The 24,767-nt window shown below is 64.5% G+C and carries 23 protein-coding genes; 10 read left to right on the top strand and 13 right to left on the bottom strand.

What is annotated here, in order from left to right; translation table 11 throughout:
- Window positions 1-38: 38 nt before the first annotated feature.
- The 4 genes from ACPS74_RS01945 to ACPS74_RS01930 are packed head-to-tail and all read right to left on the bottom strand — an operon-like array spanning window position 39 to window position 6,868.
- The gene (locus ACPS74_RS01945; RefSeq protein WP_029648888.1) at window positions 39-2,117 is read right to left on the bottom strand and encodes a membrane protein; all 2,079 of its coding nucleotides are present in this window, start codon (window positions 2,115-2,117) and stop codon (window positions 39-41) included.
- Window positions 2,114-4,885 carry a DUF4159 domain-containing protein gene (locus tag ACPS74_RS01940; RefSeq protein WP_029648887.1) on the bottom strand — a complete coding sequence of 924 codons (2,772 nt, stop codon included), beginning with the start codon at window positions 4,883-4,885 and terminating at the stop codon, window positions 2,114-2,116. The genes ACPS74_RS01945 and ACPS74_RS01940 overlap by 4 nt, the downstream gene beginning before the upstream one ends.
- Complete coding sequence (locus tag ACPS74_RS01935) at window positions 4,885-5,820, bottom strand: DUF58 domain-containing protein (RefSeq protein WP_029648886.1); 936 nt, start codon at window positions 5,818-5,820, stop codon at window positions 4,885-4,887. Before ACPS74_RS01935 ends, ACPS74_RS01940 begins: the two co-directional genes overlap by 1 nt.
- Window positions 5,821-5,863: 43 nt before the next feature.
- A complete protein-coding gene (locus tag ACPS74_RS01930; RefSeq protein ID WP_029648885.1) occupies window positions 5,864-6,868 on the bottom strand; it encodes an AAA family ATPase in 1,005 nt (334 codons plus the stop codon).
- A 333-nt stretch (window positions 6,869-7,201) separates the two neighbouring features.
- On the opposite strand from ACPS74_RS01930, the gene ACPS74_RS01925 reads away from it, so the two are divergent.
- Window positions 7,202-7,459 carry a DUF6111 family protein gene (locus ACPS74_RS01925; RefSeq protein ID WP_029648884.1) on the top strand — a complete coding sequence of 86 codons (258 nt, stop codon included), beginning with the start codon at window positions 7,202-7,204 and terminating at the stop codon, window positions 7,457-7,459.
- Window positions 7,456-8,703, top strand: coding sequence for a CCA tRNA nucleotidyltransferase (locus ACPS74_RS01920; protein WP_029648883.1), 1,248 nt, complete (start codon window positions 7,456-7,458; stop codon window positions 8,701-8,703). Before ACPS74_RS01925 ends, ACPS74_RS01920 begins: the two co-directional genes overlap by 4 nt.
- A 119-nt stretch (window positions 8,704-8,822) precedes the next feature.
- Here the strand turns inward: ACPS74_RS01920 and ACPS74_RS01915 are convergent, their stop codons facing one another.
- The 5 genes from ACPS74_RS01915 to recJ form a co-directional block, all read right to left on the bottom strand.
- Complete coding sequence (locus ACPS74_RS01915; protein WP_029648882.1) at window positions 8,823-9,893, bottom strand: DNA polymerase III subunit delta'; 1,071 nt, start codon at window positions 9,891-9,893, stop codon at window positions 8,823-8,825.
- Window positions 9,890-10,564, bottom strand: coding sequence for a dTMP kinase (gene tmk, locus ACPS74_RS01910; RefSeq protein WP_029648881.1), 675 nt, complete (start codon window positions 10,562-10,564; stop codon window positions 9,890-9,892). The genes ACPS74_RS01915 and tmk overlap by 4 nt, the downstream gene beginning before the upstream one ends.
- Window positions 10,561-11,748: a D-alanyl-D-alanine carboxypeptidase family protein gene (locus ACPS74_RS01905; protein WP_029648880.1), complete on the bottom strand. Its 1,188-nt coding sequence runs from the start codon at window positions 11,746-11,748 to the stop codon at window positions 10,561-10,563. Before ACPS74_RS01905 ends, tmk begins: the two co-directional genes overlap by 4 nt.
- A gap of 87 nt (window positions 11,749-11,835) precedes the next feature.
- Window positions 11,836-12,843, bottom strand: a complete 1,008-nt coding sequence (locus ACPS74_RS01900) for a septal ring lytic transglycosylase RlpA family protein (protein ID WP_029648879.1) — start codon at window positions 12,841-12,843, stop codon at window positions 11,836-11,838.
- Between the two features lie 273 nt (window positions 12,844-13,116).
- Complete coding sequence (gene recJ, locus ACPS74_RS01895; RefSeq protein WP_029648878.1) at window positions 13,117-14,913, bottom strand: single-stranded-DNA-specific exonuclease RecJ; 1,797 nt, start codon at window positions 14,911-14,913, stop codon at window positions 13,117-13,119.
- A 293-nt stretch (window positions 14,914-15,206) separates the two neighbouring features.
- Here recJ and ACPS74_RS01890 point away from each other — a divergent pair, with 293 nt between their 5' ends.
- Genes ACPS74_RS01890 through ACPS74_RS01880 form a run of 3 tightly spaced genes read left to right on the top strand, consistent with a single transcriptional unit; the run spans window position 15,207 to window position 17,869 of the window.
- Entirely contained in the window at window positions 15,207-15,635 is a 429-nt protein-coding gene (locus ACPS74_RS01890; RefSeq protein WP_029648876.1) for a hypothetical protein, read from the top strand.
- Between the two features lie 36 nt (window positions 15,636-15,671).
- Window positions 15,672-16,637 (top strand): tyrosinase family protein, encoded by a 966-nt coding sequence (locus ACPS74_RS01885; RefSeq protein ID WP_029648875.1) that lies wholly within the window; start codon window positions 15,672-15,674, stop codon window positions 16,635-16,637.
- A gap of 41 nt (window positions 16,638-16,678) precedes the next feature.
- Window positions 16,679-17,869, top strand: a complete 1,191-nt coding sequence (locus ACPS74_RS01880; RefSeq protein ID WP_029648874.1) for a lipase — start codon at window positions 16,679-16,681, stop codon at window positions 17,867-17,869.
- A 17-nt stretch (window positions 17,870-17,886) separates the two neighbouring features.
- On the opposite strand, the gene ACPS74_RS01875 is transcribed toward ACPS74_RS01880, so the two are convergent.
- On the bottom strand, window positions 17,887-18,573 hold the full coding sequence (locus ACPS74_RS01875; RefSeq protein WP_051381701.1) for a MarC family protein: 687 nt from the start codon (window positions 18,571-18,573) through the stop codon (window positions 17,887-17,889).
- A gap of 205 nt (window positions 18,574-18,778) precedes the next feature.
- Here ACPS74_RS01875 and ACPS74_RS01870 point away from each other — a divergent pair, with 205 nt between their 5' ends.
- On the top strand, window positions 18,779-19,663 hold the full coding sequence (locus ACPS74_RS01870; RefSeq protein WP_029648871.1) for an aldose epimerase: 885 nt from the start codon (window positions 18,779-18,781) through the stop codon (window positions 19,661-19,663).
- Between the two features lie 30 nt (window positions 19,664-19,693).
- The gene (locus ACPS74_RS01865) at window positions 19,694-20,728 is read left to right on the top strand and encodes a cysteine synthase A (RefSeq protein ID WP_029648870.1); all 1,035 of its coding nucleotides are present in this window, start codon (window positions 19,694-19,696) and stop codon (window positions 20,726-20,728) included.
- On the opposite strand, the gene ACPS74_RS01860 is transcribed toward ACPS74_RS01865, so the two are convergent.
- Window positions 20,725-21,294, bottom strand: a complete 570-nt coding sequence (locus tag ACPS74_RS01860; protein WP_029648869.1) for a hypothetical protein — start codon at window positions 21,292-21,294, stop codon at window positions 20,725-20,727. The two genes, ACPS74_RS01865 and ACPS74_RS01860, sit on opposite strands and share 4 nt — an antisense overlap.
- A gap of 43 nt (window positions 21,295-21,337) precedes the next feature.
- On the bottom strand, window positions 21,338-21,952 hold the full coding sequence (mobA, locus tag ACPS74_RS01855) for a molybdenum cofactor guanylyltransferase MobA (protein ID WP_029648868.1): 615 nt from the start codon (window positions 21,950-21,952) through the stop codon (window positions 21,338-21,340).
- Between the two features lie 96 nt (window positions 21,953-22,048).
- On the opposite strand from mobA, the gene ACPS74_RS01850 reads away from it, so the two are divergent.
- The 3 genes from ACPS74_RS01850 (at window position 22,049) to ACPS74_RS01840 (ending at window position 23,729) form a co-directional block, all read left to right on the top strand.
- Window positions 22,049-22,447 (top strand): thioredoxin family protein, encoded by a 399-nt coding sequence (locus ACPS74_RS01850; RefSeq protein WP_029648867.1) that lies wholly within the window; start codon window positions 22,049-22,051, stop codon window positions 22,445-22,447.
- Window positions 22,448-22,451: 4 nt separating this feature from the next.
- Window positions 22,452-23,183, top strand: coding sequence for a cytochrome c biogenesis CcdA family protein (locus tag ACPS74_RS01845; protein WP_029648866.1), 732 nt, complete (start codon window positions 22,452-22,454; stop codon window positions 23,181-23,183).
- A gap of 270 nt (window positions 23,184-23,453) precedes the next feature.
- A complete protein-coding gene (locus ACPS74_RS01840) occupies window positions 23,454-23,729 on the top strand; it encodes a DUF1153 domain-containing protein (RefSeq protein ID WP_014889772.1) in 276 nt (91 codons plus the stop codon).
- 54 nt (window positions 23,730-23,783) lie between these two features.
- On the opposite strand, the gene ACPS74_RS01835 is transcribed toward ACPS74_RS01840, so the two are convergent.
- Complete coding sequence (locus ACPS74_RS01835; protein WP_029648865.1) at window positions 23,784-24,767, bottom strand: lysylphosphatidylglycerol synthase domain-containing protein; 984 nt, start codon at window positions 24,765-24,767, stop codon at window positions 23,784-23,786.

The raw sequence follows: 24,767 nt of genomic DNA, 5'->3' as shown, positions 1-24,767 counted from the left end.
CGCCTCCAAATATAGGAAAATCTCATTGTCAGGCTCCGTTACCGCCGCCCCTCCCAGCCCCACGCCGCGACCACTGCGCCGACGAGCGCCAGCATCGCCCATAGACCCAAACCCAGCGGCGCGATTTCGACGCCGACGAGCGTCGAGGCGCCGGTCTGCCTGATCCCGATCCAGTCCGAGCCGCCATAGCGGTTGGCGTCGCGCAATTCGACGACGCGCGGCATGGAGACCGTGTCGGCGCCGCCGTTCGATAAACGCCGCGCCGTGCCGCCGGTCGCTTCGACGAGCGGTTGCAGTTTCTCCGTCGTCGAGGCCACTTCGCGAAACTCGCGCGGATTGGGCGGGCCGACGTTCACAAGCGCGGTGAGGCCTTCGCTCTGGAAGCGCCACAGACCCATTTCCTTGGCGTCGAAACGCGCGCGCCACAGTCCCGGCTCGCCTTGCGCGACTGCGATTTCGTCGCGCGCGCCGGAGGGGGCCGTCGCCATCACTGGCGCCGGTCGCTCCTTCATTGTCTGGCGCTCGACGCTGACCTCGCGGCCATGCGCGGAAGCGCGCAGCGCCTCCTCTTCGAGATCCGGCTCCTTCATCAGCCAATGCGCCAGGCGGCGCGTCAGATCGACATGCGGACCGCCGCCTTCATAGCCGCGCGCCCAGAGCCAAATCTGGTCAGAGAGCAGCAGCGCGACGCGACCCTTGCCTTCGTGCGAGAGCACCAGCAGCGGCTTGTCGCGCACGCCGGACATGATCGAGTCGCCCTTCACCACATTGGCGTCGACCTGCCTGAACCATTCGCCCCAATTCGGCGGCTCGGATTTGGCGCCGGCGAGGCCACGCGTCACCGGATGCTTCTCGCCGTCCTTGCTGACGCGGGCGCGAAACGCCTGCTCAATGAGCGCGCCGTCGGGTCGCGCCGGCAGAATGTTTTCGAGCGGCGAGTAATAGAGTCCGCGTAGCGTCGCGTAATCCGGACCGACAGCCGCGAGAAAGGCGCCGCCATTCTCGACGTAATTGGCGATGTTCTCGAAATAGATCGAGGGCAGCGTCGTCTGGCTCGAATAGCGATCGAAGATGATGAGATCGAATTCGTTGATTTTCTTCCCGAAGAGATCGGCGGTCGGAAAGGCGATCAGCGACAATTCGCTCGCCGGCGTGACGTCGAGCTTCTCCGGCGGCCGCAAAATGGTGAAATGCACCAGTTCGACATTGGCGTCGGCGCGCAAGAGATTGCGCCAGCTCCGCTCGCCCGGATGCGGCTCGCCCGACACAAGCAACACTTTGAGCCGATCGCGCACGCCTTCGATCGTCAGCACGGCCTTATTGTCGAGCGGCGTCAGCTCGCCGGGCGCCGACGGAATTTCGAGTTCGACGACATTTTGTCCGCCATGTTCGATGCGCACCGGGATGCTGACGATGTCGCCCGGCACGGGGCTGAACGTCGGCAGCGCTTCGCCGTCGCGGCGCACTGAAATCGGTATGCGGGCGCCGTCGCCGCCAAGATCGACGACGCGGGCGCGAATGATCTGATCCTTGCCGACGATGCCAAAACGCGGCGCCTCGACGAGTTCGATGCGGCGGTCGCGCTCGCCCTTATGCCCGGTCACGAGCGCTTGAACGGGCGCTTTGAAGCCGAGCGCTTCGGCCTTGGCGGGAATATCGTGAACGACGCCGTCGGTCAGAAGAAAAGCCCCGCCGACGCGCTCCGACGGAACGTCTTTCAAAACTTCGGCAAGCGCGCTGAAGAGCTTGGTGCCGTCATTGCCCGAAGCGTCGTTCGACACCGTGATCGTGCGCGTCTCGACGTCGCCGAATTTGGCAAGCGCAGAGTCGAGCGCCTTGCGCGCCTCTTCCGTTTGCGCGTTTCTCGCGCCGAAATTCTGGCTGTCGCTCTTATCGACAACCACCGCGACGACGCTCTTTTGCGGATCGCGTTTTTCGCGCACGAGCGACGGGTCGGCGAGCGCCGCAATCAGCAAGGCGAAAGCGAACGCCCGGAGCGGCGCGCCACGCTGACGTTTGGCCGCCATCAGCGCCAGCGCGCCGGCGCCAAGCACGCCGAGGACGATCAGCGCCCACCAGGGAGCGAGCGGCGAAAAGGCGAGCGTGAGGTCGCTCACTGGCCCAGCCTTTCCAGCAAGTCGCGCACATGCACCTGATCGGACTTATAATTCCCGGTCAGCGTATACATCACCAGATTGATGCCGCCGCGGAGCGCGAATTCGCGCTGGCGCGCGCCGCCCGGCGTCAAGGGAAACAGCGGCTGGCCGCGTTTGTCATGCGCCCAGGCGCTCGCGAGGTCGTTCGAGGTGATGACGATCGCGGAGACGCTGTCCGTCGCGCGCACCGGACGCGCGGCCTGGTCTTTCGGCTCCGGCGGCAGCGCCTCGACCCAGGTCTCGCCATTGGCGTAACGGCCGACGAATCCATCTAGCAAATAGAAGGTCTTGGTGATGACGTGATCGCGCGGCGTCACTTCTAGCGGCGGAATGTCCAAGCCTTTTGTCAGGTCGCGCAGCCATTGCGCCTCTGGACTCGGCGCGCCGCCGACGCGTTGCGAGAGCGCGTCGCGCGTGTCGAAGATGATTGTGCCGCCCTGCTTCATATAGGCGGTGACTTTCGCCACCGTCTTCGCGGGCGGCTGCGGCGCGCTCGCGACGATCGGCCAGTAGAGCAAGGGATAAAAGGCGAGTTCGTCCTTCGCCGGATCGACGCCCACCGGATCGCCCGGTGCGAAAGAGGTGCGCGCATTCAGCGCCTGAGTGAGCGCCTCGAGGCCCAGCCGCGATACTTCGTCGACGTGGGCGTCGCCCGAGATCACATAGGCGAGCCGCGCCGTCAGCGCGGCGTCCTTGTCGCGCTGGGCGGCGGCGGATTTAGGCGCGGACTCGGCGCGCGTTTCGCCGGTCGTCATCGCCGTCGCGCACAGTAGGCAGAACAGCGCCGCGGTCGCGGCCCCCAGCGGTCGCAGCCGCAGCTTTCCTGCAAGCGCCAGCGCGATCAGCGCATCGGCGATAAAGGCGGCGAGCGCGAAGACGAGCAGCGGCCCGCGCAAATCGAGTTGGCCGCCGGCCCGCAGCACGTCCGCGCTCAGTCCGGCGCCGGCGAAATCGAACGCGCTGATCTCGTCAGTCGGGCGCAAGGTCTGCACCGCGACGAAAGCCTCCCCCGAGCCGTACAGCCCGGGCGGATGTTCGGCGCTTGCAGGCCCGTCAAAGCCAGGCGGAATGCTTTGCGCGCTTAGGCCCGGCGCGCCGAGCGCGCCAAATCCATCGAGTAGGCGCATCGGCGCGAAAGCCGACGGATCGGCGACCATGCCAGACCGTTCGCTGCTCGAAGGCGCCGACTCTCCAGCCATCGCGCTGATCCGTTTCAGCATCTCAACGAAAAGCCCCGAGATCGGCAAATTCGACCAATTGGCGTCGGCGTTGACGTGAAACAGCACGATCAGCCCCTTCCCGCGTCGTTCCGCGGTCACGAGCGGCGTGCCGTCGGAAAGTCGGGCCCAGGTCTTGTCCGCAAGTCCCGGATCGGGCTCGGCGAGCACCTGCCGCTGCACCGTGACGTCTTTCGAAGCCGGCAGGCCGAAGAAGGGGCTCGTGGCGTCAAACTCGGCGAGCGCCTTTGGCTCCTCCCAGGACATGGCCCCGCCGAGCACGCGTCCGTTTCGGCGCAGGCGCACGGGCAGCAGACCATCGTCGGCGTTGGCGAGACGCGGCCCGGCGAAACGAACGAGCGTCCCGCCTTCTTCGACGAAGCGCGACATCGCGTCGAATGTCTCGCCAGGCGCGAGACCGACATCGGCGAGCACCATGATGTTGGGATTTTCGGCGAGCAGCGCCTGCACCGGATCGACTGCGCCCGGACGCGCCGTGCGGATTTGGGCGAAAGGCGCAAGCGCTTTTTCGAGGTAGTAGAGCGGCGAGAGCAGCGGCTGCGCCTCATCGGCGGCGCCGCCTCCGATCAGAGCCACGCGCTTCACTTTCGAGCGCGCGTCGAGAAGCGCGACGGCGCCGGCGGAATTTTCCCCTTCGATGCGCAGATGACTGACGTCGTTGCGTAGTTCGACCGGCAGTTCGATTTTCGCCCGAAGGCGCGGCGCGCCGCCAAAATCCACTGCGGCTCGGCCGACCGTCCGACCTTTCGCGTCGAGCGCGTCGACGACCGCCGACGCGTCGTCGCCGATGCGCAGAACATCGACGCTCAGCGCGGCCGCATCATTTGTCGGCGCGGCGAGCGCGCGCGGCGCATGGTTTTCGACGTAAATCTCGACTCCGGCTGCGCCCGACTCTTTCAGCGCGCGCACAAAGCCTGCCGCGTCACCCTGCGCGACGCCGTCGCTGATCCACACGATGCGCGCCGTCCTATGGGCGTGGGCGAAGGCCGAGACTTGTTCGCCGATCGCCTTGCGGTCCGGCAGAAACGGCTTGGGCCGCGCCGAACGCAATTTTTCCATCGCGCGCGGCCCGTCGCCTGGGACCGGCGCCGCGGATTCGGACGCGAGCGCGACGGCGACCGGACCGCCGGCGCGCGCCACCGACTCGATGATCGACGCCGCGCCGGCAAGTCGCCGCTCCCATGTCGGCGCCGCCGTCCAGCCGTCGTCGAGGATGACGAGCGTCGGCGCAGCGGACGCGACGACGCCGCTCGGCGCCCAGACGGGTCCCGCCATGGCGAAAATCAACGCGGCGGCGAGCGCCAGCCGCAGCGCCATCAGCCACCAAGGGGTTTTTGCCGGCGTCTCTTCATCTGGCTTGAGTTCGCGCAGGATTTTCGTCGGCGGAAACACGATCTCGCGCGGACGCGGCGGCGTGACCCGCAATAGCCAATAGATCATCGGCAGGCTGATGAGACCAAACAGCGCGAGCGGCGCGGCGAAGGAAAACATCAGCGCCGCTCCTCGAAGCTGACTCCATCCGCTCCGAGCAATCCCATGGCGAGCGCCAGCGCCGCTTCGGAGGCTGGCCTGTCGGTGCGATGCTGCAGAAAGATGAAGCCGACGCGTTGCGCCGCGCGGCGCACGGCGTCGCGATGCGCCTCGAAGCGGCGCGCATAGGCCGCGCGCAAGCTGCGCGCGTCGCCTGCGTAGAAGGCGGGGCCGCCGTCGGTGTCGAGAAAAGTGGTTTCGCCGGAGAACGGCAAGGTTTCTTCGCTGGGATCGGTCACCATCAGGACCGCGCCGGAGGCGCCGGCGTCGGCGAAGCGCCGCAGGCGCGCGGCAAGCGCGTCCGGATCGATGAGGAAGTCGGAGATCAGAATGACGCGGGCGCGGGGGCGGATCGGCGCCTGCGGCGGAAGCTCGTCGCGCGTCGACTCCGCTGCGTTGTCAGCCAGTGCGCGCGCCAGCCGGTCGATCACGTCGCGCGCCGAGATCGGCGCGGTCAGGCCCAGCGCCGCCGCCCGCTCGCCGCCGCGAACGAGCACGTCGGCGAGCGCCAGCCCCAGGGTCACGCCGCGGGACAGCTTGTCGTCGGAGGCGAGAGACGAGCCGAAGGCCATGGAAGGAGAACAGTCCATCCAGAGGAAATAGTCATGCGCGGCCTCCCATTCACGCTCGCGCACATAGAGCTGATCGCCGCGCGCGGAGCGGCGCCAGTCGATGCGATGCGCCGACTCGCCCGATGCAAATGGCCGATATTGCCAAAACGTCTCGCCGACGCCCGCGCGCTTGCGGCCATGAACGCCATAGGCGAGGCTCGCCGCGATCTCATGCGCGCGCGCCACCAGCCTCGGCATCCGGCTCGCCAGATCAGCCGCCGTCGCGCCATCTGCGGGCTTGCGCTGTGCAGGATCGTAGGCGCGCGTGGCGACGTCAGCAAACATCGTCATCCTTCTCCGTAAGAGGGAAGAGCCGAGCGACGGCTCGTCACCCGATCCGCGCCACGAGCGTCTGAACCACGTCGGAAACGGTCATCTCGCGGCGCGCGGCGAAATTGAGCGCCATGCGGTGGCGCAACACCGGCGCGGCGAGTTTCGCGACGTCGTCGATCGAGGGCGCAAGCCGCCCGGTGACCAGCGCGCGGGCGCGCGTCGCCAGCATCAGCGCCTGGGCGGCGCGGGGTCCCGGACCCCAGGCGACATGCGGCGCGATTTCCGCGTCGCCCTCGTCTGGACGGGCTGAACGAACGAGATCGAGGATCGCGTCGACGACTTTTTCGCCGATCGGAAGCCGGCGCACGAGCCGCTGGGTCGCCATCAGCTCTTCGGCGTCGAGCGCCTGGCTCGCCTCGGCCATGGTTTCGCCAGTCGTTTCCAGCAGCACCCGCCGCTCGCTGGCGCGGTCGGGATAATGCACGTCGATCTGCATCAGGAAGCGGTCGAGCTGCGCCTCGGGCAGCGGATAGGTGCCCTCCTGCTCCAGGGGATTTTGCGTCGCGAGGACATGGAAGGGTCGCGGCAGGTCATGGCGCTTTCCGGCGACGCTGACATGGTGCTCCTGCATCGCCTGCAACAGCGCCGACTGCGTGCGCGGCGAGGCGCGGTTGATCTCGTCGGCCATCAGCAGCTGAGTGAAGACCGGCCCCCTGATAAAGCGGAACGAACGCGAGCGGTCAGCCCCCTCTTCGAGCACTTCAGAGCCGAGAATATCGGCGGGCAGCAGGTCCGGCGTGAACTGCACGCGCTGCTCCGCCAGGCCGAGCACGCGGCCAAGCGTCTCGACAAGCTTGGTCTTGGCGAGGCCCGGCACGCCGACGAGGAGCCCGTGGCCGCCTGCGAGGATCGTCACCAGCGCCTGTTCGACGACCTCGTCCTGGCCAAAAATGACGGCGCCGATAGCCGCCCGGGCGCGACCGATATGGTCGAGGGCGCGTTCGGCGGATTGAACGACGGCTGATTCGAGCGAGGTTGTCCTGGTGTCGAATGAAGTCATTTCAGCGTGCTCAGGCAGCCTGTCTATGAAGAGGATCGGGCGCATCGTAGCGGCGCTGCCGTGTTTCGCCGCACGCGATTCAAAGCCCCCGCGCCATTCGGCTCCGCATATAAAGCGAAGCGGCGGGGATTAGGGCCAAGCGCAATCTTCGTCTCTCCGCCGCTGCAATTCAAGCGCAACCGGCGCGTTAGGGAGGCATTTTACCGTTAAAACCGCAATTTGGACGTGACAGTTTGTTCATGCATTCCGCATTAAACGCCCTTCGACGGACGCCATGTATATTCATCGGAGTATATTCGTCGAACATCCTCATCACGAAAGGCGTTTCCGCCCATGTGGCGCGCAATCGTTGAAACCGCCCTGCTCTTCCTGACGCCCTTCGTCGCCTATGCGCTTTTCCATTCATTGCAGCTTCGCTGGCCTTTCGTGCGCGAGCTCTGGCATGGCAGGGTCGTATCGCTGCTGACGATCGCGGGCCTCCTCGTCGCGATCGTCGGGGTTGTGACGCTCGGCTTCAGCCGGCTTCACCAGGGCGCTTATGTGCCGGCCCACATGGAGAATGGAAAATTGCAGCCGGGCCGCTTCCAATGAATGCGGCGCTGAGCATGCTAGACGATCCCCGGCTGGCGACGCTGTTTGCGGCGCTCTCGAAGACGGGCGCGGAAACGCGGGTGGTCGGCGGCGCCGTGCGCGACGCTCTGCTCGGTCTGCCGCCTAACGAGATCGACCTCGCGACGACCGCTTTGCCCGACGCCGTCCTTGCGGCCGCGCGCGACGCCGGACTGAAAGGCGTGCCGACCGGCATCGAGCATGGCACGGTGACGATCGTCGTCGCGGGAACTCCCTTTGAAGTCACGACGCTGCGTGAGGACGTCGAGACCGACGGCCGCTTCGCCAAGGTGCGCTTTGGCGGCGATTTCGAGCAGGACGCGAAGCGCCGCGACTTCACCATCAACGCGCTGTCGCTCTCTTTCGATGGCGAGATTCACGATTATACCGGCGGGCTTGCCGATATCGAGGCGCGGCGCATCCGCTTCATCGGCGACGCCGCGACGCGGATTCGCGAGGACTATCTGCGGATCCTGCGCTTCTTTCGTTTCAACGCCTCTCATGGCGCGGGACCGTTCGATCGCGAGGGCCTGCATGAGTCGATCGTCGCGCGAGAAAATCTGTCGCGCCTGTCGCGCGAGCGCATCCGCGCCGAACTGATGAAGCTGCTGCTCGCGCGCCGGTCGCCGGACGTGCTGCGCGCCATGTCGCACGCCGGCGTCATCGAAGTCATTCTCGGCATCGGTTATCCGGCTCGACTGCAGCGCCTCGCCGAACACGAAGCGGCCTTGGGCAACCCGGCGGACGCAGTGTTGCGGCTTGCCGCCTTTTCGGTGCTGACCGCCGAAGACGCCGAGCGGCTGCGCGAGCGGCTGCGGCTCTCCAACGACGAATTCGCGCGGCTTGCGGCGGCGGCGCGAACGCTCGCGCCATTGCATGGAAGCGAGGCTCCGCCGCCGGCGTCGCATCTGCGCGAAATGCTGTTCCTGTGCGGCGCGCGCGCGGCGGCCGACGCGCTGGCGCTGGCGCATGCGGAAAGCGCCGCGGCGGCGGACGATCCGGATTGGCGGGAGGCGGCGCGCTATCTCGAGGAAACGCCGACGCCCGCCTTCCCCATCAAGGGCGCGGATCTCATCGCGCGCGGCGTCGCGCCGGGCAAGCAATTGGGCGATGCGCTTAGAACGCTGCAAGCCGAATGGATTCGCGCTGGCTTCCCGCGCGACCCCGCAGTCGTTCTGCAGCTTCTTGAAAACGCCATGGCGAACAGCGGCCGGGAGGCGCGCTAGCGCCCGCCACGAGAGCGCTCTGCGAAAAAGTGGGAACCGGTTTTTTCGCCTAGAGCGCGCTCTAAACTTTGGGAATCGATCCCGCTGCATTTGGGCGATTCCGCCCAGTGAAGCGTGATCTAGCCGGCTTCGGCTTGCGCCAGCCGATCGAATATCCCCAGCACCAGCGCGCGCTTGTCGAAATTGAACACTTCGGTTTCCCTGGCGGCGTCGCGAATGGCGTCCCAGGCGCTCGCGTAGCGGGCGAGTCTCATCGGCGCGGCGCCGGTCTGCGCGAGCGCGCGGACGCGGGAGTCAAGATGGCGCTGCGTCGCGCGCATGAAGGTCTCATAGGCCGCTTCATTGTCGCGGCCGGTAAGCTTGTCGGCCAGCATATGCGCGCCGAGCCAATCGACCTGCGGCAACCGTTCGAAAAGACGGCGCACGGCCGCGTCGAAGGCGACGCCGTCATCACCCAGCAGCCGCAGCGCCTCCCGCACCGAGCCCTCGGCGCGCGCGGCGGCGACGAGCAGGTCGGATTCAGGCGCGTTGGACCAAGGGGACCCAAGATTTTTCACGGCGGCGATCGTGTCTTCCGGCGACAATGCGCCGAGAATCAACTTGCGACAGCGCGAACGGATCGTCGGCAGCATGCGGCCCGGCTGATGCGCGACGAGCAGAAACAGCGAGCGCTGCGGGGGCTCCTCAATGAGCTTTAAAAGCGCGTTGGCGCTGGCGCGATTGAGATCGTCGGCGCAGTCGACGATGGCGATCCGCCAGCCGCCGGTTCCCGACGCCTGATGGAAGGCTTGAATAACCTTCCGCACGTCCTCGATGCGAATTTCGGTGAAGTGCTTTTTGGTCTTGTCGTTCCAGGCGCGTCGCAGCAGAAAAATATCGGCGAGCGCCATTGACGCGATCCGACGCGTCGCCGGATGGTCCGCCGGCACCGCGAGGCTCTCCGCGGACTGAACCGCCGCTGCGGCGGGTTCGGGATGCGCCAGGAGAAACCGCGCCAGGCGCCAGGCGAGCGTCGCCTTGCCGACGCCTTCGGGCCCGCCGATGATCCACGCCTGCGCCATCTTGTTGCGGCGGTAGGCGTCGAGAAATTCATGCTCCGCCTCAGCATGTCCGAAAAGCGCCAGAGTCTCCCGCGGATGCGGGGCGTCGTCGTAGCGATCGCTTTCCGGATTCCCCTCTTCGCGGCTCATTGCGCGGCTTGTGCGGCGTGCGCCAGGAAGCGATCGTGAACGACACGCTGCACCGCGCGCGCGACGTCGTCGATGGACATGCCGGCGTCAATCACGCAGCAGCGTTCCGGCTCGCTTTCGGCGATGTCGCGGAAGGCCTGCCGCAGCTCCTCGTGAAAGGCCGGCGCTTCGCTTTCGAAACGATCGACCTCTTCGCCGTTTCGCCGCGACGCGGCACGCGTGAGGCCTTCTGGCGCCGGCAGATCGAGCATGATCGTCAGATCCGGCCGCGTATCGCCGACCGCCGCTCTCTCCAGCAGCGCCAGAGTCTTGGCGTCGACGCCGCCGCGCGCGCCCTGATAGGCGCGGGTTGAATCGGCGAAGCGGTCGCACAGCACCCATGCGCCGCGCTTCAAGGCGGGCGCGATCAACGTCTCAACATGATCGGCGCGCGCCGCCGAGAACAGCGCCGCCTCGGCGAGCGGGCCAAGCGGCGCAGCGCGGCCTGACAGCAGGAAGGCGCGCAGCTTCTCGGCTTTTGGCGTGCCGCCGGGCTCGCGCGTCGTCACCACCTCGAAGCCACAATCGCGCAAATGTTCGGCGAGCCGCTCAAGCTGCGTCGACTTGCCGACGCCCTCGCCGCCTTCGAAGGTGATGAAGCGGCCTTTTTCGGGCGTCGCCTGGAAAGTCATTTCTTGCCGGAGAGTTTCTGGTGAATCGCCGCGGCGGCGGATTCGTAAATAGCGTCGAAGGCGCGCCGCGGCAGCGATCCCTGCTCGACCGCTTCCGCAGTTTGCAGCGGTTGTTCGAGCACGACGGAGTTTCCGCGTTTCACTTCGAGGCGTCCAACCGGTGCGCCCGCCTCGACCGGCGCCAGCACCGGGCCTTCGTAAACGATCTTGCCCATCAGCCTCTCATTGGCGCCGCGCGGCAGGAGCACCTTGACGTCTTCCTTGGCGACCAGCTCCACGGAGCCCTGCGTGCCGCCATAGACCTGCGCCGGGCCAACCGGCTCGCCGGCCTTGAACAGCTCCTTCTCTTCGAAGTTGCGGAATCCCCATTGCAGCAATTTGCGCGCTTCTTCGGCCCGCTCCTTCGCGCTCTTCGCGCCGTAAACGGCGACGATCAGGCGTCGGCCGTCCTGCGTGGCGGAACCCACCAGGCCGTAGCCGCTGTCTTTATCGATATTGCCGGTCTTCAATCCGTCGGCGCCGATGCTCATCGTCAGCAGCGGATTGCGGTTCTGTTGGCGGATCTTGTTCCAGGTGTACTCCTTCTCGCCAAAATAGCGGTAATACTCGGGGTAGGTCTTGATGATATGCGCCGCGAGCTTCGCCATTTCGCGCGCCGTCACCTTTTGGTCAGGCCCATCCATGCCCCAGGGATTACCGAAGCGCGATTTAACAAGGCCAAGCTCGGCGGCGCGCTTGTTCATCCGCGTCACGAAGGACTCTTCGGCCCCCGCGAGGCCTTCGGCGAGCGTAATCGCCGCGTCGTTGCCCGACTGGATCACCAAGCCCCGGATGAGATCCTCGACCCGAACGCGGCTGTTGAGGGCGAGGAACATCGCAGAGCCGCCAGCCGGCGCGCCGCCAGTGCGCCAGGCGTGCTCGGAAACCGTGAATTCGTCGTCGAGCTTCAGTTTTCCTTCCGCCAAAGCCTGAAAGATCAGCTCCGCCGTCAGAATTTTGACGGTCGACGCGGGCTTGGCGTAGTCGTCCGCGCCTTTCTCGAACAGAACGGTGTTCGTCCCAGCGTCGATCAGGATGGCGTGCGGGACGCTCGTTTGAAAATTCTGGGCGCGCGACGGCGCTGCGCCAAGCACACACAATGCGAAAAGCGTCAGAATAAAGTGAAGCCCGGGAAATTTCGGCAAGACGCGCTCCCGATTTACGCCGCAGCGCGGCAAGCCGGGAGAAGATGGCGCGCGACGCCGAAAATTGCAATCGCGCTGTGAGGCCGCTCAGTTCGTCCGAACCGAGGAGTTCAGCGCCTGTCGGACGGCGTTGTGAGCGGAAGCTTGACGGGCGCCGCCGAGATGCGCGGGCCGCACTGGCGGCAGCGGCGCCGCAGCTTTCCTAACCTTCTGCGTCGAAGCGACGGGTTCCTCGTCGATGCTGGCTTGCAGCCGTGAGGGAGGCAGGGGCGCGTCGCTCTCCTGCCTGGCATAGGCTCGCATCTGATCATCTGACGCCTGCCCATTCTCATTGGCGACGCGCGCCGCCAGTTCGGCGACTTCCGCCCTTTCATCATAGCGCGCCGCAGGCGCCGGATCCTCGTTCGCCGCCGTCATCACCGGGGCGTCGATCTGCGCGGGTTGGCCATCGTCGCGCAGGGTCGCAAGCAGTTTTTCGTCGTCGTCGCCGGCAAGATCAGCTCGGCCGATCCATTCGACCTTGACGCGTGCTGTGCCGACGCCATGAAAATCAAGCGCATGCGCCACGCGCTGCGAAACGTCCATGACGCGTCCGCCGTGATAGGGGCCACGGTCATTGACGCGCACGACCATGGAACGGTCATTGCGCAAATTGGTGACGCGCGCATAGCTGGGGAGCGGCATTGTCGGGTGGGCGGCGGAAATCGACGCCCTGTCGAATATTTCGCCATTGGCGGTGCGACGTCCGTGGAAATCCGAACCATACCAGGAAGCGGTTCCGACCGAGGAATAGGGCCTCTCGCTCGGGTAATAGGTTCGGCCGGCGATCTTATAGGGCTTGCCGACCATATAGGCGCCGCCGCCCTTCGGCACTTCTTCGCCATCGGCGATGACCCGCGGGCTGGGACGCACCCCGTAACGCGGGTCGATCTGTCCGAATCCGCCGAGGCCGGCGCTCCGATGCGATCCCGTGGTCGAAGAGCATCCGGCGAGCGCGCCGAGACAGACAAGAGGCAGCAGTTTGGAAAGGATGATTGAGGAGCGAACGAGCGGACGCGGCGCATGAGCAGCGTTTTTAAAGACGACAAATCGCATCCAGACGGTCCTTGCCACCAACTTCGATCCGCCGACTGCACTGAAGCCCGCCCCACAAGCGGCGGCGCTTCCTTCATTTTCGACGCGACCTAGAGCCGCCGCGCGGTACAACCTGCGGAGTGTCTCGTTGATGTGTGAAGTTGTCGTTAAACGCAGTTACGCTGGGTCAGCAGGCGTCGCGAATGAGACCAAAATGCGACACATGCCCTCCAAAAGCGCGCGCTCATCGAGATTGAAAACAGATGTGGCCTTGGCGCCACAGTCTGCTCGGCTTCATTGAACGCGCGCGAGGTCGACGATTCGCGTCTCGACGCGCTCTATGCCGCGAAAGACATTGCGTGACAGTTTCGCGGCGACGTGAAGCTGCGCCCCGTCTCCCCTCAAGAGCGCTTCGCCCAGCGGCGACTGCACGGCGCGAAAGGCGATGGCGTCGACCGTCGCGCCGTCGCGCGAGCGCAAGCGGACGCGCACATGATCGGCCCCAACCGTCTGGGCGAATGTGACCTGCTGCTCCGGGAGAGCAAACAGAGGTTCGGGGTTGCCCTGCCCGAATGGACCGGCTCGCTCCACCCGTCGCAGCAGTTCAAGACAGACCCCTCGTCCCGCGACCGCCGCGTCGACAACGAGCGCATCGTCGAGACGCGCGGCTTCGACGGACGCCTCCAGCGCCTCATCGAGAAAGGCGCGAAACTCGTCGATCTTGCCCCGGGCCAACGTCACGCCGGCGGCCATCGCATGCCCGCCCCCCTTGACCGCCAGGCCCATGTCGACCGCGCGCCGGACGGCGGCTCCAAGGTCGACGCCACTTAAACTCCTACCTGAACCTGTTCCATATTCTCCATTGAAAGCAATTACAAATGCTGGAGTATTAAAGCGTTCCTTTAAGCGTGACGCGATCAGTCCGACAACGCCCGGATGCCAGTCCTGTCCATGCACGACGAGACAGGACAGTCGATTGGATCCCGCCAACTGCGCTTCCGCCTCGGCGACCGCTTGCTCCAGAATCATCCTTTCGACGACCTGCCGCTCGCCATTCAGCCGGTCCAGCTCGTCGGCGATGCGACGGGCTTCCACGCCGTCAGCGAGAGTGAGAAGCCTTGCGCCAAGGCCCGCGTCGCCGATCCGACCGCCGGCGTTAATCCGCGGCCCGAGCGCGAAACCAAGATGGTAGGCGCGCGGCGGGCCATCCAAACGGGCGGCGTCCATCAACGCGGCAAGCCCCGGACGGGATCGCGCCGCCATCACCATCAGACCCTTGGCGACGAGCGCCCTGTTGAGCCGCGCCAGCGGGGAGACGTCGGCGACCGTCGCCAGCGCGACGAGATCGAGCGCGGCGAGAAGATCCGGTTCTGGTCGATCATCGCTCCACCAGCCGCGCGCGCGCAGCGTCCTCGACAATCCGATGAGGACAAGAAAAACGACCCCGGCCGCGCAGAGCGCCCCCTGCCCAGAAAGATCATCGAGTCGGTTGGGATTGACGACCAGCGCGTCCGGCAGGATTTCCGGCGCCTGATGATGGTCGAGGACGATCACATCGACGTCTAGCGCGCTTGCGGCGGCGAAGGCGTCGTGACTCGAGGTCCCGCAATCGACGGTGACCAGCAGAGTCGCGCCCCGCGCCGCGAGATCGCGGATCGCCTCGACGTTCGGGCCATAGCCCTCGATGATCCGGTCGGGAATATGGAGCAAGGGCTCCGGCGCGCGGGCCGCGCGCCAGAAGTCGATAAGCAGCGCCGAGGAACAGGCGCCGTCGACGTCATAATCGCCAAAAACGGCGATCTGCTCGCCGCGTTCAATCGCGTCCGCGAGCCGGTGCGTCACGGCGTCCATGTCGCGCAGCGACGAGGGGTCGGGCAGAAGATCGCGCAGCTTGGGATCGAGATAGCCGGCGGCGTCGGCGACCGTGACGCCGCGCCCGGCGATCACCCGCGCAAGAAAATCGTCGATGCCATGCGCCTGGGTCAGCGCGAGCGCTTGCGCCTCGCCTCTGGCGTCGAGCCGCCAGCGCCAACGTCGGCCAAGCACGGAACGCTCGACCCCAAGAAAGGCGGGAACCATCGAATCGGACATTGATGCCTCAAATCGAATCGCTAAGCGCTTGCGGCGAGCGACGCAAGCTGCTCGATGACCATGACGGCGGGAATGCCCGAGTGGCGCAACACCCGATCAATTTTTGACCGCTGGGAATTCACTTGACATCGCTGTCCATTGGCGACGTCATATTCTCGGTGGAAAATCTTCGATCCAATCCGTTTTGATGAGGCGAACGTTCGGCTGAAGTCTTTAGATTTTTCGGGCGCTTAACGAGCGCGTTCGCGCCACGGTTGCAGCAGATTGCATAAAAGAAATTGAGCGGAGACCTTATGGAGTCAAAGAAGCTGGCGACGGGCGCCGCCCCTCGCAAACTCAGCGACTATCTCACGCGTGCGCGCGACAAAGCGCCCGCGCATGTGGCTCATAGCGCCGGCGGCGCCCAGTCCGTCCGCAAGGACAGCTATCGCGACCATGAGATAGAAATCGTCACGACTTACGCGATCTTGGTCGATGGAAAGAAGATTCGCGCGCCGCTCGGCGTCGACGCCTCCGGCCAGGTTCATTGTCATTCATTGCCGAACTACCAAACCGCGTCGGCGGTCGACATGGTGCGGGCGCTGATCGACGGCTTTCCCGAAGAATTCGAGCGAAAGCCGGCCCCGAGCAAGAGCCGCCCCCCAGCAAGCCACAAGCGCCGGCCCGCTCCTGCTCGCAAAAGCAAGCCGGCAGCGAAGAAAACTTCAAAACACGAGCATTGATTTTTCAGGCGAACATTGATTTTCAGGAGAGAGACGATGGCCGTCGTCCGAAGCAATATTTCAACGAATGCAGGGGTTCGCGATCAATATATTGAGGGCGTCAAACTATTGAAAAAAGAGGCGTCCGGCCGAACGACCGATGAATTCGGCATTCCCGGCGCGGCGCGCTCAGTGAGCACCTACGATCTTTTCGTCGTCTGGCACGTCACCGCAATGATGATCGAGACGCCGCCAGGAAATCCCGCGCAGCGGAACGCGGCGCACCGCGGGCCAATTTTCGCGCCATGGCATCGCGTGATGCTGATGGTCTTCGAGCAAAACCTCCAGCGGGTTCTGAACGACGCGAATTTTGGTCTGCCCTACTGGGATTGGGCGGAAGACGGCGACCTGCCGCCGCAGGAGCAGAGCTCGGCCGCCATCTGGGGGGCGGACTGCATGGGCGGCGAGGGAAATCCGGTCTCTACCGGCCCTTTCGCGTTTCACGCGAGCGATCCGTCCGCGTTCAGAGTGCGCATCTCCACGAACATCTCTGGCGAGTTGCGTTCGGTGAACCGCGGCCTCCGGCGCGCCTTCGGCGTCAGCACGGATGCGCTTCCGAGAACGGCGCATGTGACCAATGCGCTGGCGCTGTCACCCTATGATTCGCCCGACTGGGACGCTGACGCGAACAGCTTCCGTAATCGGATCGAAGGGTGGATGAACGACGACGGCGTTTCCGCGACCTGGCTGCACAATCTCGTCCATGTCTGGATTGGCGGAGAGATGTTGCTTGGCTCCTCGCCTAATGATCCGGTTTTTTTTCTCAATCATTGCAACATCGATCGCCTCTGGGAGAGTTGGATGTCCCGAAATGGGCGCGTCTATGTTCCCGACATGACGGCGGGCGCGGATCTCAAAGGTCATCGCATCGACGATCCGATCAGCTCGCCGCTCGGCCGCAGCGCGACGCCGCGGGAGACGCTCGACGTCAGCGCGATCTACGAATATGACGCGCTCGCCTGAGCGCCAAAGCTTATTGATTTTCAATTGAATTCGGATCGGCGATGGCGCTTAAATCCACTCATATTATTTTCGTGCATGATTTCTTCGGCTGGGGGCCTCAAGAGTTCGGCCTTCCCTATTGGGGCGATGCGCTCGATGAGGTCGGCGAACCCTTCGCGGTTCACGAAGCGAAGGTGGGACCGATCAGCTCGTTCCACGACCGCGCCTGCGAGCTTTTCGCGCAAATCGGCGGCGGAAGGGTCGATTACGGCGCGCAGCACAGCAGCGAGGCGCGCCACGCCCGCTATTCGCGGGAATATACAGAGCCTTTCGCGCCTGAGTGGTCGGCGGAAAATCCAGTGATCCTTATCGGCCATGGCGCAGGTGCCCAGACCGCCATGCAGCTGCAGGCGCTGCTCGCCAGCGATTTCTGGGGGCAAGGGACAAACGCTGGCTGGGTCGAAGGGGTGGTCAGCGTCGCCGGCGCCATCAACGGCTCGTTGCTTCCCTATGGCTTTGGATGCGACCGGGTAAATGGCCGGCTTAACCGCAAGCCAAGCCGGCTTATCGCGGAGTCGTTCAACTTTCTTGGAATGGCCGCCGGCGTGCCGAGCGCCATGCGCAGGCCCTTCGATCTCCATCTCGACCAATGGACCGACGGCGAAGTTGACTCGAAAACGGCGATGGCGCGCCTGGACGCTGGCGCCTTCGTTGCGGGCGAGGACAATCTCGCCTTCGACATGACGCTGCAGGGCTGCCGCAACGCCAACGCGCGGTTCAGATCGCATCCAGGCACCTATTATCTGTCGCTGGTGACCAACGCCACGCATGTTCGGGCTTCGGGCTTTTTCAGCAGGACCTGGCGGCCCGACCCGACGATCCATCCCATTCTCTGGCAGCCGGCGCTCTATCAGGCGCTTGAGGCCAACTTCGCCAAAGCGCCGATCGTGGGTTGGGGCGGCGGCGACCTTTCGCTGCCGCAGTGGCGGCCCAACGACGGCGCGGTGAGCGTCATCTCGCAAAGATATCCCTTCACGGCCCGGGAAGAGCCGGTGGGAGGCGAAGGCGTCTTTAAACGCCAAAGACTTAAGCCGGGGCGCTGGTATTACGAATATCTCGACAAAGCCATCGGACAGCGGTTCGACCATTTCGACGCGGTGGTCGGCGCGCAGCTCAAACCATGGGTGCCCGGACTGCGCGACGCGCATCGGGAGATCTATCTGAGGCTCGGCGAAACCTTGCGCGGCCTCTAGCCTTGCACGAAGAGCGGCTAATGCAAGCCGCCAAAGCCTGCCGACCGAAGCGCGTCCATGACGCCGTTAAAGATCAATGACACGCCCATCGCCGAGACAAAGAAGCCGACGATCCTGGTCGCCGCGTCAATGCCCAGCGGCCCGAGCGTTGTGGTCAACCGCGTCGCGAAGGCGAGGCAGGCATAAGTGACGCCCACGGCGAGAAAGATCGCGGCGAGGATGACGCCGAACGCCAACGCCTCGTGGGACGAGTGCTCCACGGTGGCCATCATCCCCAGCACGGTGGCGATCGGCCCGGGGCCGATCATAAGCGGCATCGCGAGCGGCATGAAGGCGATATTGCCCGTCGATCGGGCGAACGCCGGCGTTCCGTCGCCGTCCGACGAGGGTAAAAAAAGCTCAAAGCCGATCTTCATCAGCACGATCCCGCCGGCGATGCGCACCATGCTGAGCGAGACGCCGAAGATTTTTAAGATCACCGCGCCGAAGAACAAGAAGAAGAGGATCAGCAGCAGCGCATAGAGACAGGACATGAAGGCCACGCGACCGCGCTCCTGGTTGCTTTTCTCGCGCAGGAGCAGAAGGAAGACCGGTAGCACCTCAAAAGGATTGATGACCGCCAGCAGCGTCGTGAACGTCGAGAAAAAGAGCGTCAACTCCGTTCTGAAAACGCCGGCGCCGATGTCCGAGACGAGACTATTCATAAGGCCTTCTCATTGGCGTTGCGCTGCGCCAACATGCATTGCGGGTGTGGAGGCTGGCGGCGCGGAGGCGCGGAGGCGCGACCTTATTGCGGCGGGCGCCGCCGCTCAAGCGCCGCACTGGAGGATCGCGCTGATTTTCGAAGCTTCGCTTGAAGCTGATTTTCGAAGCTTCGCTTGGACTTGTGTCCGACAATGGAACTGACCCATGACCGACGCGATTCAGCTCACCCATTCCTCTGGCGACGGCGCGGAGATCCGGACTTTTGGCGCGGAGCTTTTGAGCTGGCGCGCGCGGGAAGTCGACATGATCTGGGCGAAGAACCCTAAGGTCTGGGACCAGACCGCGCCCGTGCTGTTTCCTGTCGTCGGCTGGACGCGCGACGGCCGCGTGCGCGTCGACGGCGAGACCTATCCGCTGGCGCTCCACGGCTTCGCCTGGAAAAAGCGCTTCGACGTCGCCGAGCGGCGCGACGACTATTTGCGCCTCGCGCTCGTCGACGACGCCGAGACCCGCGCGCTGTATCCCTTCGCCTTCCGGTTTGAAGTGGAATTCCAGCTTCGCGCCGGCGCGCTCGAAAATGCACTCATCGTGACGAATGCCGACTCGCGGCCCCTTCCCTACGCTTGCGGACTACATCCCGCCTTTCGCTGGCCGCTCGCCGGCTCTTCTTCGCCGCATACGATCATATTCGAGAAGGCTGAGCGCGCCGAAGTTCCTATCATCGGACCGGGCGGCCTTTTCTCGAAACCCATCCGCAAAACGCCGCTCGTCGGCCGGCGACTGCCGCTCGAACCAGAAATGTTCACGCGCGACGCGCTGTGCTTTCTCAATCTTGCGAGCCACAACCTCGTTTTCGACAATGGCGAAGGCGCGCGTCTTTCGGTCACGCTCGACGATTTCCCCCATGTCGGATTTTGGACGCTGCCGCCTGCTCCTTATCTGTGCATAGAGCCATGGACAGGCCATGGCGATCCGGACGACTTTTACGGCGACCTCTATGAAAAGCCCTCGATGCGAATTCTGGCGCCGGGCGCGCAGGCGCGGCATGGCGCGATTTTCGCCTTTGAGCGGGAGCCGCCGGTCGGCTAGGAACGAACCGCCACTCGCCAGGAATCATCAATGACTGTCGTCGCCTCCAGCGTCATCGAAGCCATCGGGCGCACGCCGCTCATTGAATTGCACGGCGCCTCGAAGGCGACCGGCTGCCGCATTCTCGGCAAGGCCGAATTCATGAACCCGGGCGGTTCCGTGAAGGACCGCGCGGCGCTGTCCATCGTCGAAGACGCCCGCGCGAAAGGATTGTTGAAGCCGGGCGGGGTCATCGTCGAAGGCACCGCCGGCAACACCGGCATCGGGCTCGCGCTCGTCGCGAACGCGCTCGGCTTTCGCACGGTGATCGTGATTCCCGAGACTCAAAGCCAAGAAAAAAAAGACATGCTGCGCCTGCAAGGCGCGCAGCTCGTTGAAGTGCCGGCGGTTCCCTACGCCAACCCCAATAATTATGTGAAGCTTTCCGGCCGTCTCGCCGAGCGCCTCGCCAGGGAAGAGCCGAACGGCGCCGTCTGGGCCAACCAGTTCGACAATGTCGCCAACCGCGTCGCCCATCTCACCACCACCGGGCCCGAGATCTATGAAGCGCTGGAGGGCGCGGTGGACGCCTTCATTTGCGCCTGCGGCACCGGCGGCACGCTCGCCGGCGTCGGCATGGCGCTCAAGGAGAGAAATCCCGACGTAAAAATCGGGCTGGCCGATCCATACGGGGCGGCGCTCTATTCCTATTACACAACCGGCGAGTTGAAGGGTGAGGGCTCATCCATCACGGAAGGGATTGGCCAGGGCCGGATCACCGCCAATCTTGAAGGCGCGCCGGTCGACGTCGCCTACCGCATCCCCGATGACGAGGCGCTGCGCATCGTTTTCGATCTCGCCGAGCAGGAGGGCCTGTTGCTGGGCGGCTCTTCCGGAATCAACATCGCCGGCGCCATCAGGCTGGCGCGCGATATGGGTCCCGGCAATACGATCGTGACCGTGCTGTGCGACGGCGGCGCGAGATACGCTTCGAAGCTCTTCAACGCCGACTTCCTGCGCAGCCAAAACCTGCCGACGCCGCCCTGGCTCGAAGGCGCCGTCGCGATGGATCCGGGCTTCGTTTAGCTCTCTATCGGTTCCGCGGGCGCGGGCGACGCCGCCGGCTCGGCTTCGCGCTGCGGAACGAAATTCTCGCGACGCACGAAGAGCACCTTTCGTAGCTCCGCCTCCCCGACCAGCTTGGCGAATTCGCGGAAGCCAAAGAACGGGATCAGCGCGGCGAAGGTGACCAATCCGACCGACAGGAGCGTGCGCAGATTGTGGAGGTCCACGGGGTCATGGTCCGCATGGGCCGGCCAAAAATGCTCCAGCAGCGCCTGCTCGAGAATGTCCATGTCGATGAGCAGCACGCCGAAAAGAAACGACTTTATCAGGATGGGAACGATCAGCGGCATCGTATCGAAGACGCGCCAGACCCCGAATTTGTTGGCGATGAACAGCACCTTGGCGAAAGCAAGCGCCTTGGCGACCGCAAAGCCCTGATGCTGCACGATATGCGCCTGTGACAGGACGATCGACTTGTGCACCCCGAGCACGGCGAGCAGGAACCACACGTAAAGGAACACCGGAAAAAAGGCCCTGGCTTCCTCCTGAACCTTGTCCTTCAATCCCTTTTTTGTCTGCTCGCTCATGTCCATCCTGCGCCGGTCTCTTCAGCCTTGGCTGCGCGTCAATTTAGCTGCGCGACTCCTCCTTGGCTATCGCATCGGCGCGCGCCAGATCCTCCGGTCGGTTGACGTTAAAAAAAGGGTCGTAGGGCTCGATCGGCCAATCGACGACCGTATTCGCATAACGCCCGATGAAGGCCGACACTCGGCGCTCGTCTTCCGCAACGAGCGCGCGCCGCAAATCTTCGCGCAGCGCGATCGGCCACAGCGCCACGGCGTGATGGGTTCGCCCATTCGAGGCGGCGACGGCGATCGTCGCGCCCGTCCGGCTTCGTGCAGCTTCAAGCCGGGTGAGGAGATCGGCGGGCAGGAACGGGGTGTCGCCCGGCGCGCTCAGCACATGCGCCGCGCCTTTCGCGGCGCCAAAGTCCATGCCGGCGAGAATGCCTGCGAGCGGCCCCGCGAAACCTTCAACGCTGTCGCAGATGACGGGCAGTCCGAAAGCGGAAAAGCGTGCCGGATCGCCGTTGGCGTTGATCGCGAGAAGGCCGCACTGCGGCTTCAGGCGGTGGATCACATGCTGAAGGATCGGCCGACCGGCGATCTCGACGAGCGGCTTGTCGCCCCCGCCCATGCGCCGCGCCAACCCGCCGGCGAGGATGACGCCGATGCAGTCGTTCATGCGCTGTCCGGTTTGGTTTCAAAGAGGGGCGCCATTATGTTCGTTTCATAATCCTGAGCGCCGCTCGCGCAAGGGGCAGCCTTTCGAGGGAAGCACATGATTTCGCGCCGCAGACTCGCCGTTTTCGCCTTTCTTTTTGCTTCCGCGATCCTTTATTCGACGGCGCCCGCCGGCGCCGCGGAACAGAGTTTTACGCCGCAGGCCTTCGCCGCCGCGCAAACGGCCGGCAAATCGATCATCGTGCATGTCTATGCGCCGTGGTGTCCGACCTGCCGGGCGCAGGAGCCGGTGGTGCGGCGCGTCGAAGCCGATCCGAAATATGCCGACGTCGCCATGTTCCGCGTCGATTTCGACAGCCAGAAGAGCGCTCTCCGCACGCTGAAGGCCAACCGGCAAAGCACAATCATCGTCTTCAAAGGCGATAAGGAAGTTGGGCGCTCTGTCGGGGAGACTGATCCGGCCGCAATTTCAGCGCTTCTCTCGAAGGCTCTGTAAATCGATGGACGCGAGCGCGCTTGGCGCCCTCGGCGTCGCCTTTGTCGCCGGCCTGCTCTCGATTTTGTCGCCCTGCGTGCTCTCGCTTTTGCCTTTGGTGCTCGGCGCCGCCGCGGCGGAGCATCGCTACGCGCCTGCGCTTCTGGCGCTGGGCGTCGCCCTGTCCTTCGTCGCGATCGGCCTTTTCATGGCGACGATCGGCTTCGCCGTCGGCCTCGACGGAGACGCGCTGCGGCTCGTCGCGGCGGCTTTGCTGATCGGACTGGGCGTGATCCTGCTTGCGCCTGAGCTGCAGGCGCGCCTCGCCGCCGCCGGGGGCCCGATCAGCGACAAATTGAGCGCGGCCTTTGGCGACGGGGCTCACGGCGGAATGTTCGGTCAGTTTGGCGTCGGCCTATTGCTTGGCGCCGTCTGGAGCCCCTGCGTGGGTCCGACGCTCGGCGCCGCGTCAGTGCTCGCGGCGCGCGGCGAAGACCTGAGCGTCGTCGCGGCGACCATGGCCGCGTTTGGTCTCGGCGCGGCCGCGCCGCTGATGATGCTTGGAGCCCTCTCGCGGCAAGCGATGGCGCGTTGGCGGGACCGGCTGCTAACCGTCGGGAAACAGGCGAAGCAAGCGCTCGGCGCGTCGCTCGTCCTGATTGGCGCGTTGATCGTGTCGGGCTACGACAAGACGTTGGAGACGGCGCTTGTCACGGCTTCGCCAGAATGGTTGACGCAGTTAACGACGCGTTTTTAGCGCTTCGCCAATTTCAATACGGTCGATGCTCGAGACGCTAACCTTGCCGAGCAGGCGCAAGACGCTCGATGCAAGCAAACCCAGGCAAAAGCGTAAGCGGCTCTGGTATTGGCGGGCGAGCGAACGGCGCGCCAAGTCTCCGAACGCCGCATATTCCTAAAATTTAGTTTATTTTCCATTGCTTATAGAGGCTATCCGTTTAGGCAATTCTTAAAGCGACGCCTTTATAAAGACGCTACAACGTGGCTGTTTGAGTAGCGAGTGAGTGAGATGACCGAGACGCACCGTCCCCGTGTCAAATATGTCATCGGTCCCGATGGCAGTCCGCTGACCATTGCGGATTTACCTCCCGCTTCGACCAAACGCTGGGTGATACGGCGTAAGGCGGAAGTGGTGGCGGCGGTGCGCGGCGGCCTGCTCTCGCTCGACGAAGCCTGCAGTCGCTACACGCTGACGGTGGACGAATTCCTGAGCTGGCAGATGTCGATTGACCAGCACGGCCTCGCCGGACTGCGGACCACGCGCCTTCAGCAATATCGTATGTGAACGCGGCGACAGACGCCGAGACGTTCGAAACGCCGGTCCGCGATGGCCGGCGTTTTATTTTTGAGGCTGTTCCTCTATCCGGCGCCAGCGCTCGACGAGTTTCTTGCGCTCGAAAAGCGCGACGACGACGAGCGCGATCAGCAGCGGGACGATGAGGTAGAAGAGGCGCCAGACGAGCAGCGCAGCCAACACTTTCAGCCGCGGCACATCCGGCATGACATTGATGAACAGCAGCTCGAAGACGCCCAGCCCGCCCGGCGCATGCGACACCAAAGCCGCTGAAAAGGACAAGAGAAACGCGCCGAGCACGACGAGAAAGCCCGGATTGCCCTGCTCCGGCAGCGCGAAATAGATGATGCCGGCGGCGCCGATCAATTCCAAGGGAGCCGCGAAGAGCTGGCGGAGCATGATGCCGGGGCGCGGATAGAGGATCTCGAAACGCCCGAACAGCCGGATCGCGCGAAAATGCATGAGCGATCCGAGAATGTATAGAACGACGAAGGCCAGGCAGGACAAACCGACGACCAGCGCGGTGTTCGGGTTCGTAATGATGTCCGGTAGGAAGCCCGACAGTCTTTGCATGATCGCGGGATCATAGGTCAGCAAAAGGCCGGCGAGCAGCACATTGCCGAAACCGAACGTGTAGGAGCACAACACCACCAGCGTGGCGACCTGCGTCGCCGTCAGTCCCTTGGTGGAATAGGCGCGATAGCGCACCATGGCGCCCGAGAAAACGCTTGCGCCGATGTTGTGCGACAGGGCGTAGGTCGTAAACGAACAGACCGAGATAAACAGCCAATTGATGTGTTTGACGCCCAGGTGCAGGAGCGCGATTCGATCGTACCAGGCGAGCGCCGCATAGGCGACAAGCGTCGACAGGCCAGCGAACAGATAGCGGCTCGTCGGAATGGCCTGAAGATTGGCCCAAACCTCTGCGCCGACCGATTCTCCTTTGAATTCGTGATAGAGAAGGAAAAAAGAGGCGACGACCGCGACAAGGCCGACGAGCGGCCAAAAATATTCCAGCAGTTTTCTCAT

It is taken from the genome of Methylocystis sp. SB2, from assembly GCF_049817085.1.
GTDB classification, from domain to species: Bacteria; Pseudomonadota; Alphaproteobacteria; order Rhizobiales; family Beijerinckiaceae; genus Methylocystis; species Methylocystis rosea.
The sequence above is the reverse complement of the archived record's forward strand: the minus strand, read 5'-3'. Positions and strand labels throughout refer to the sequence as shown.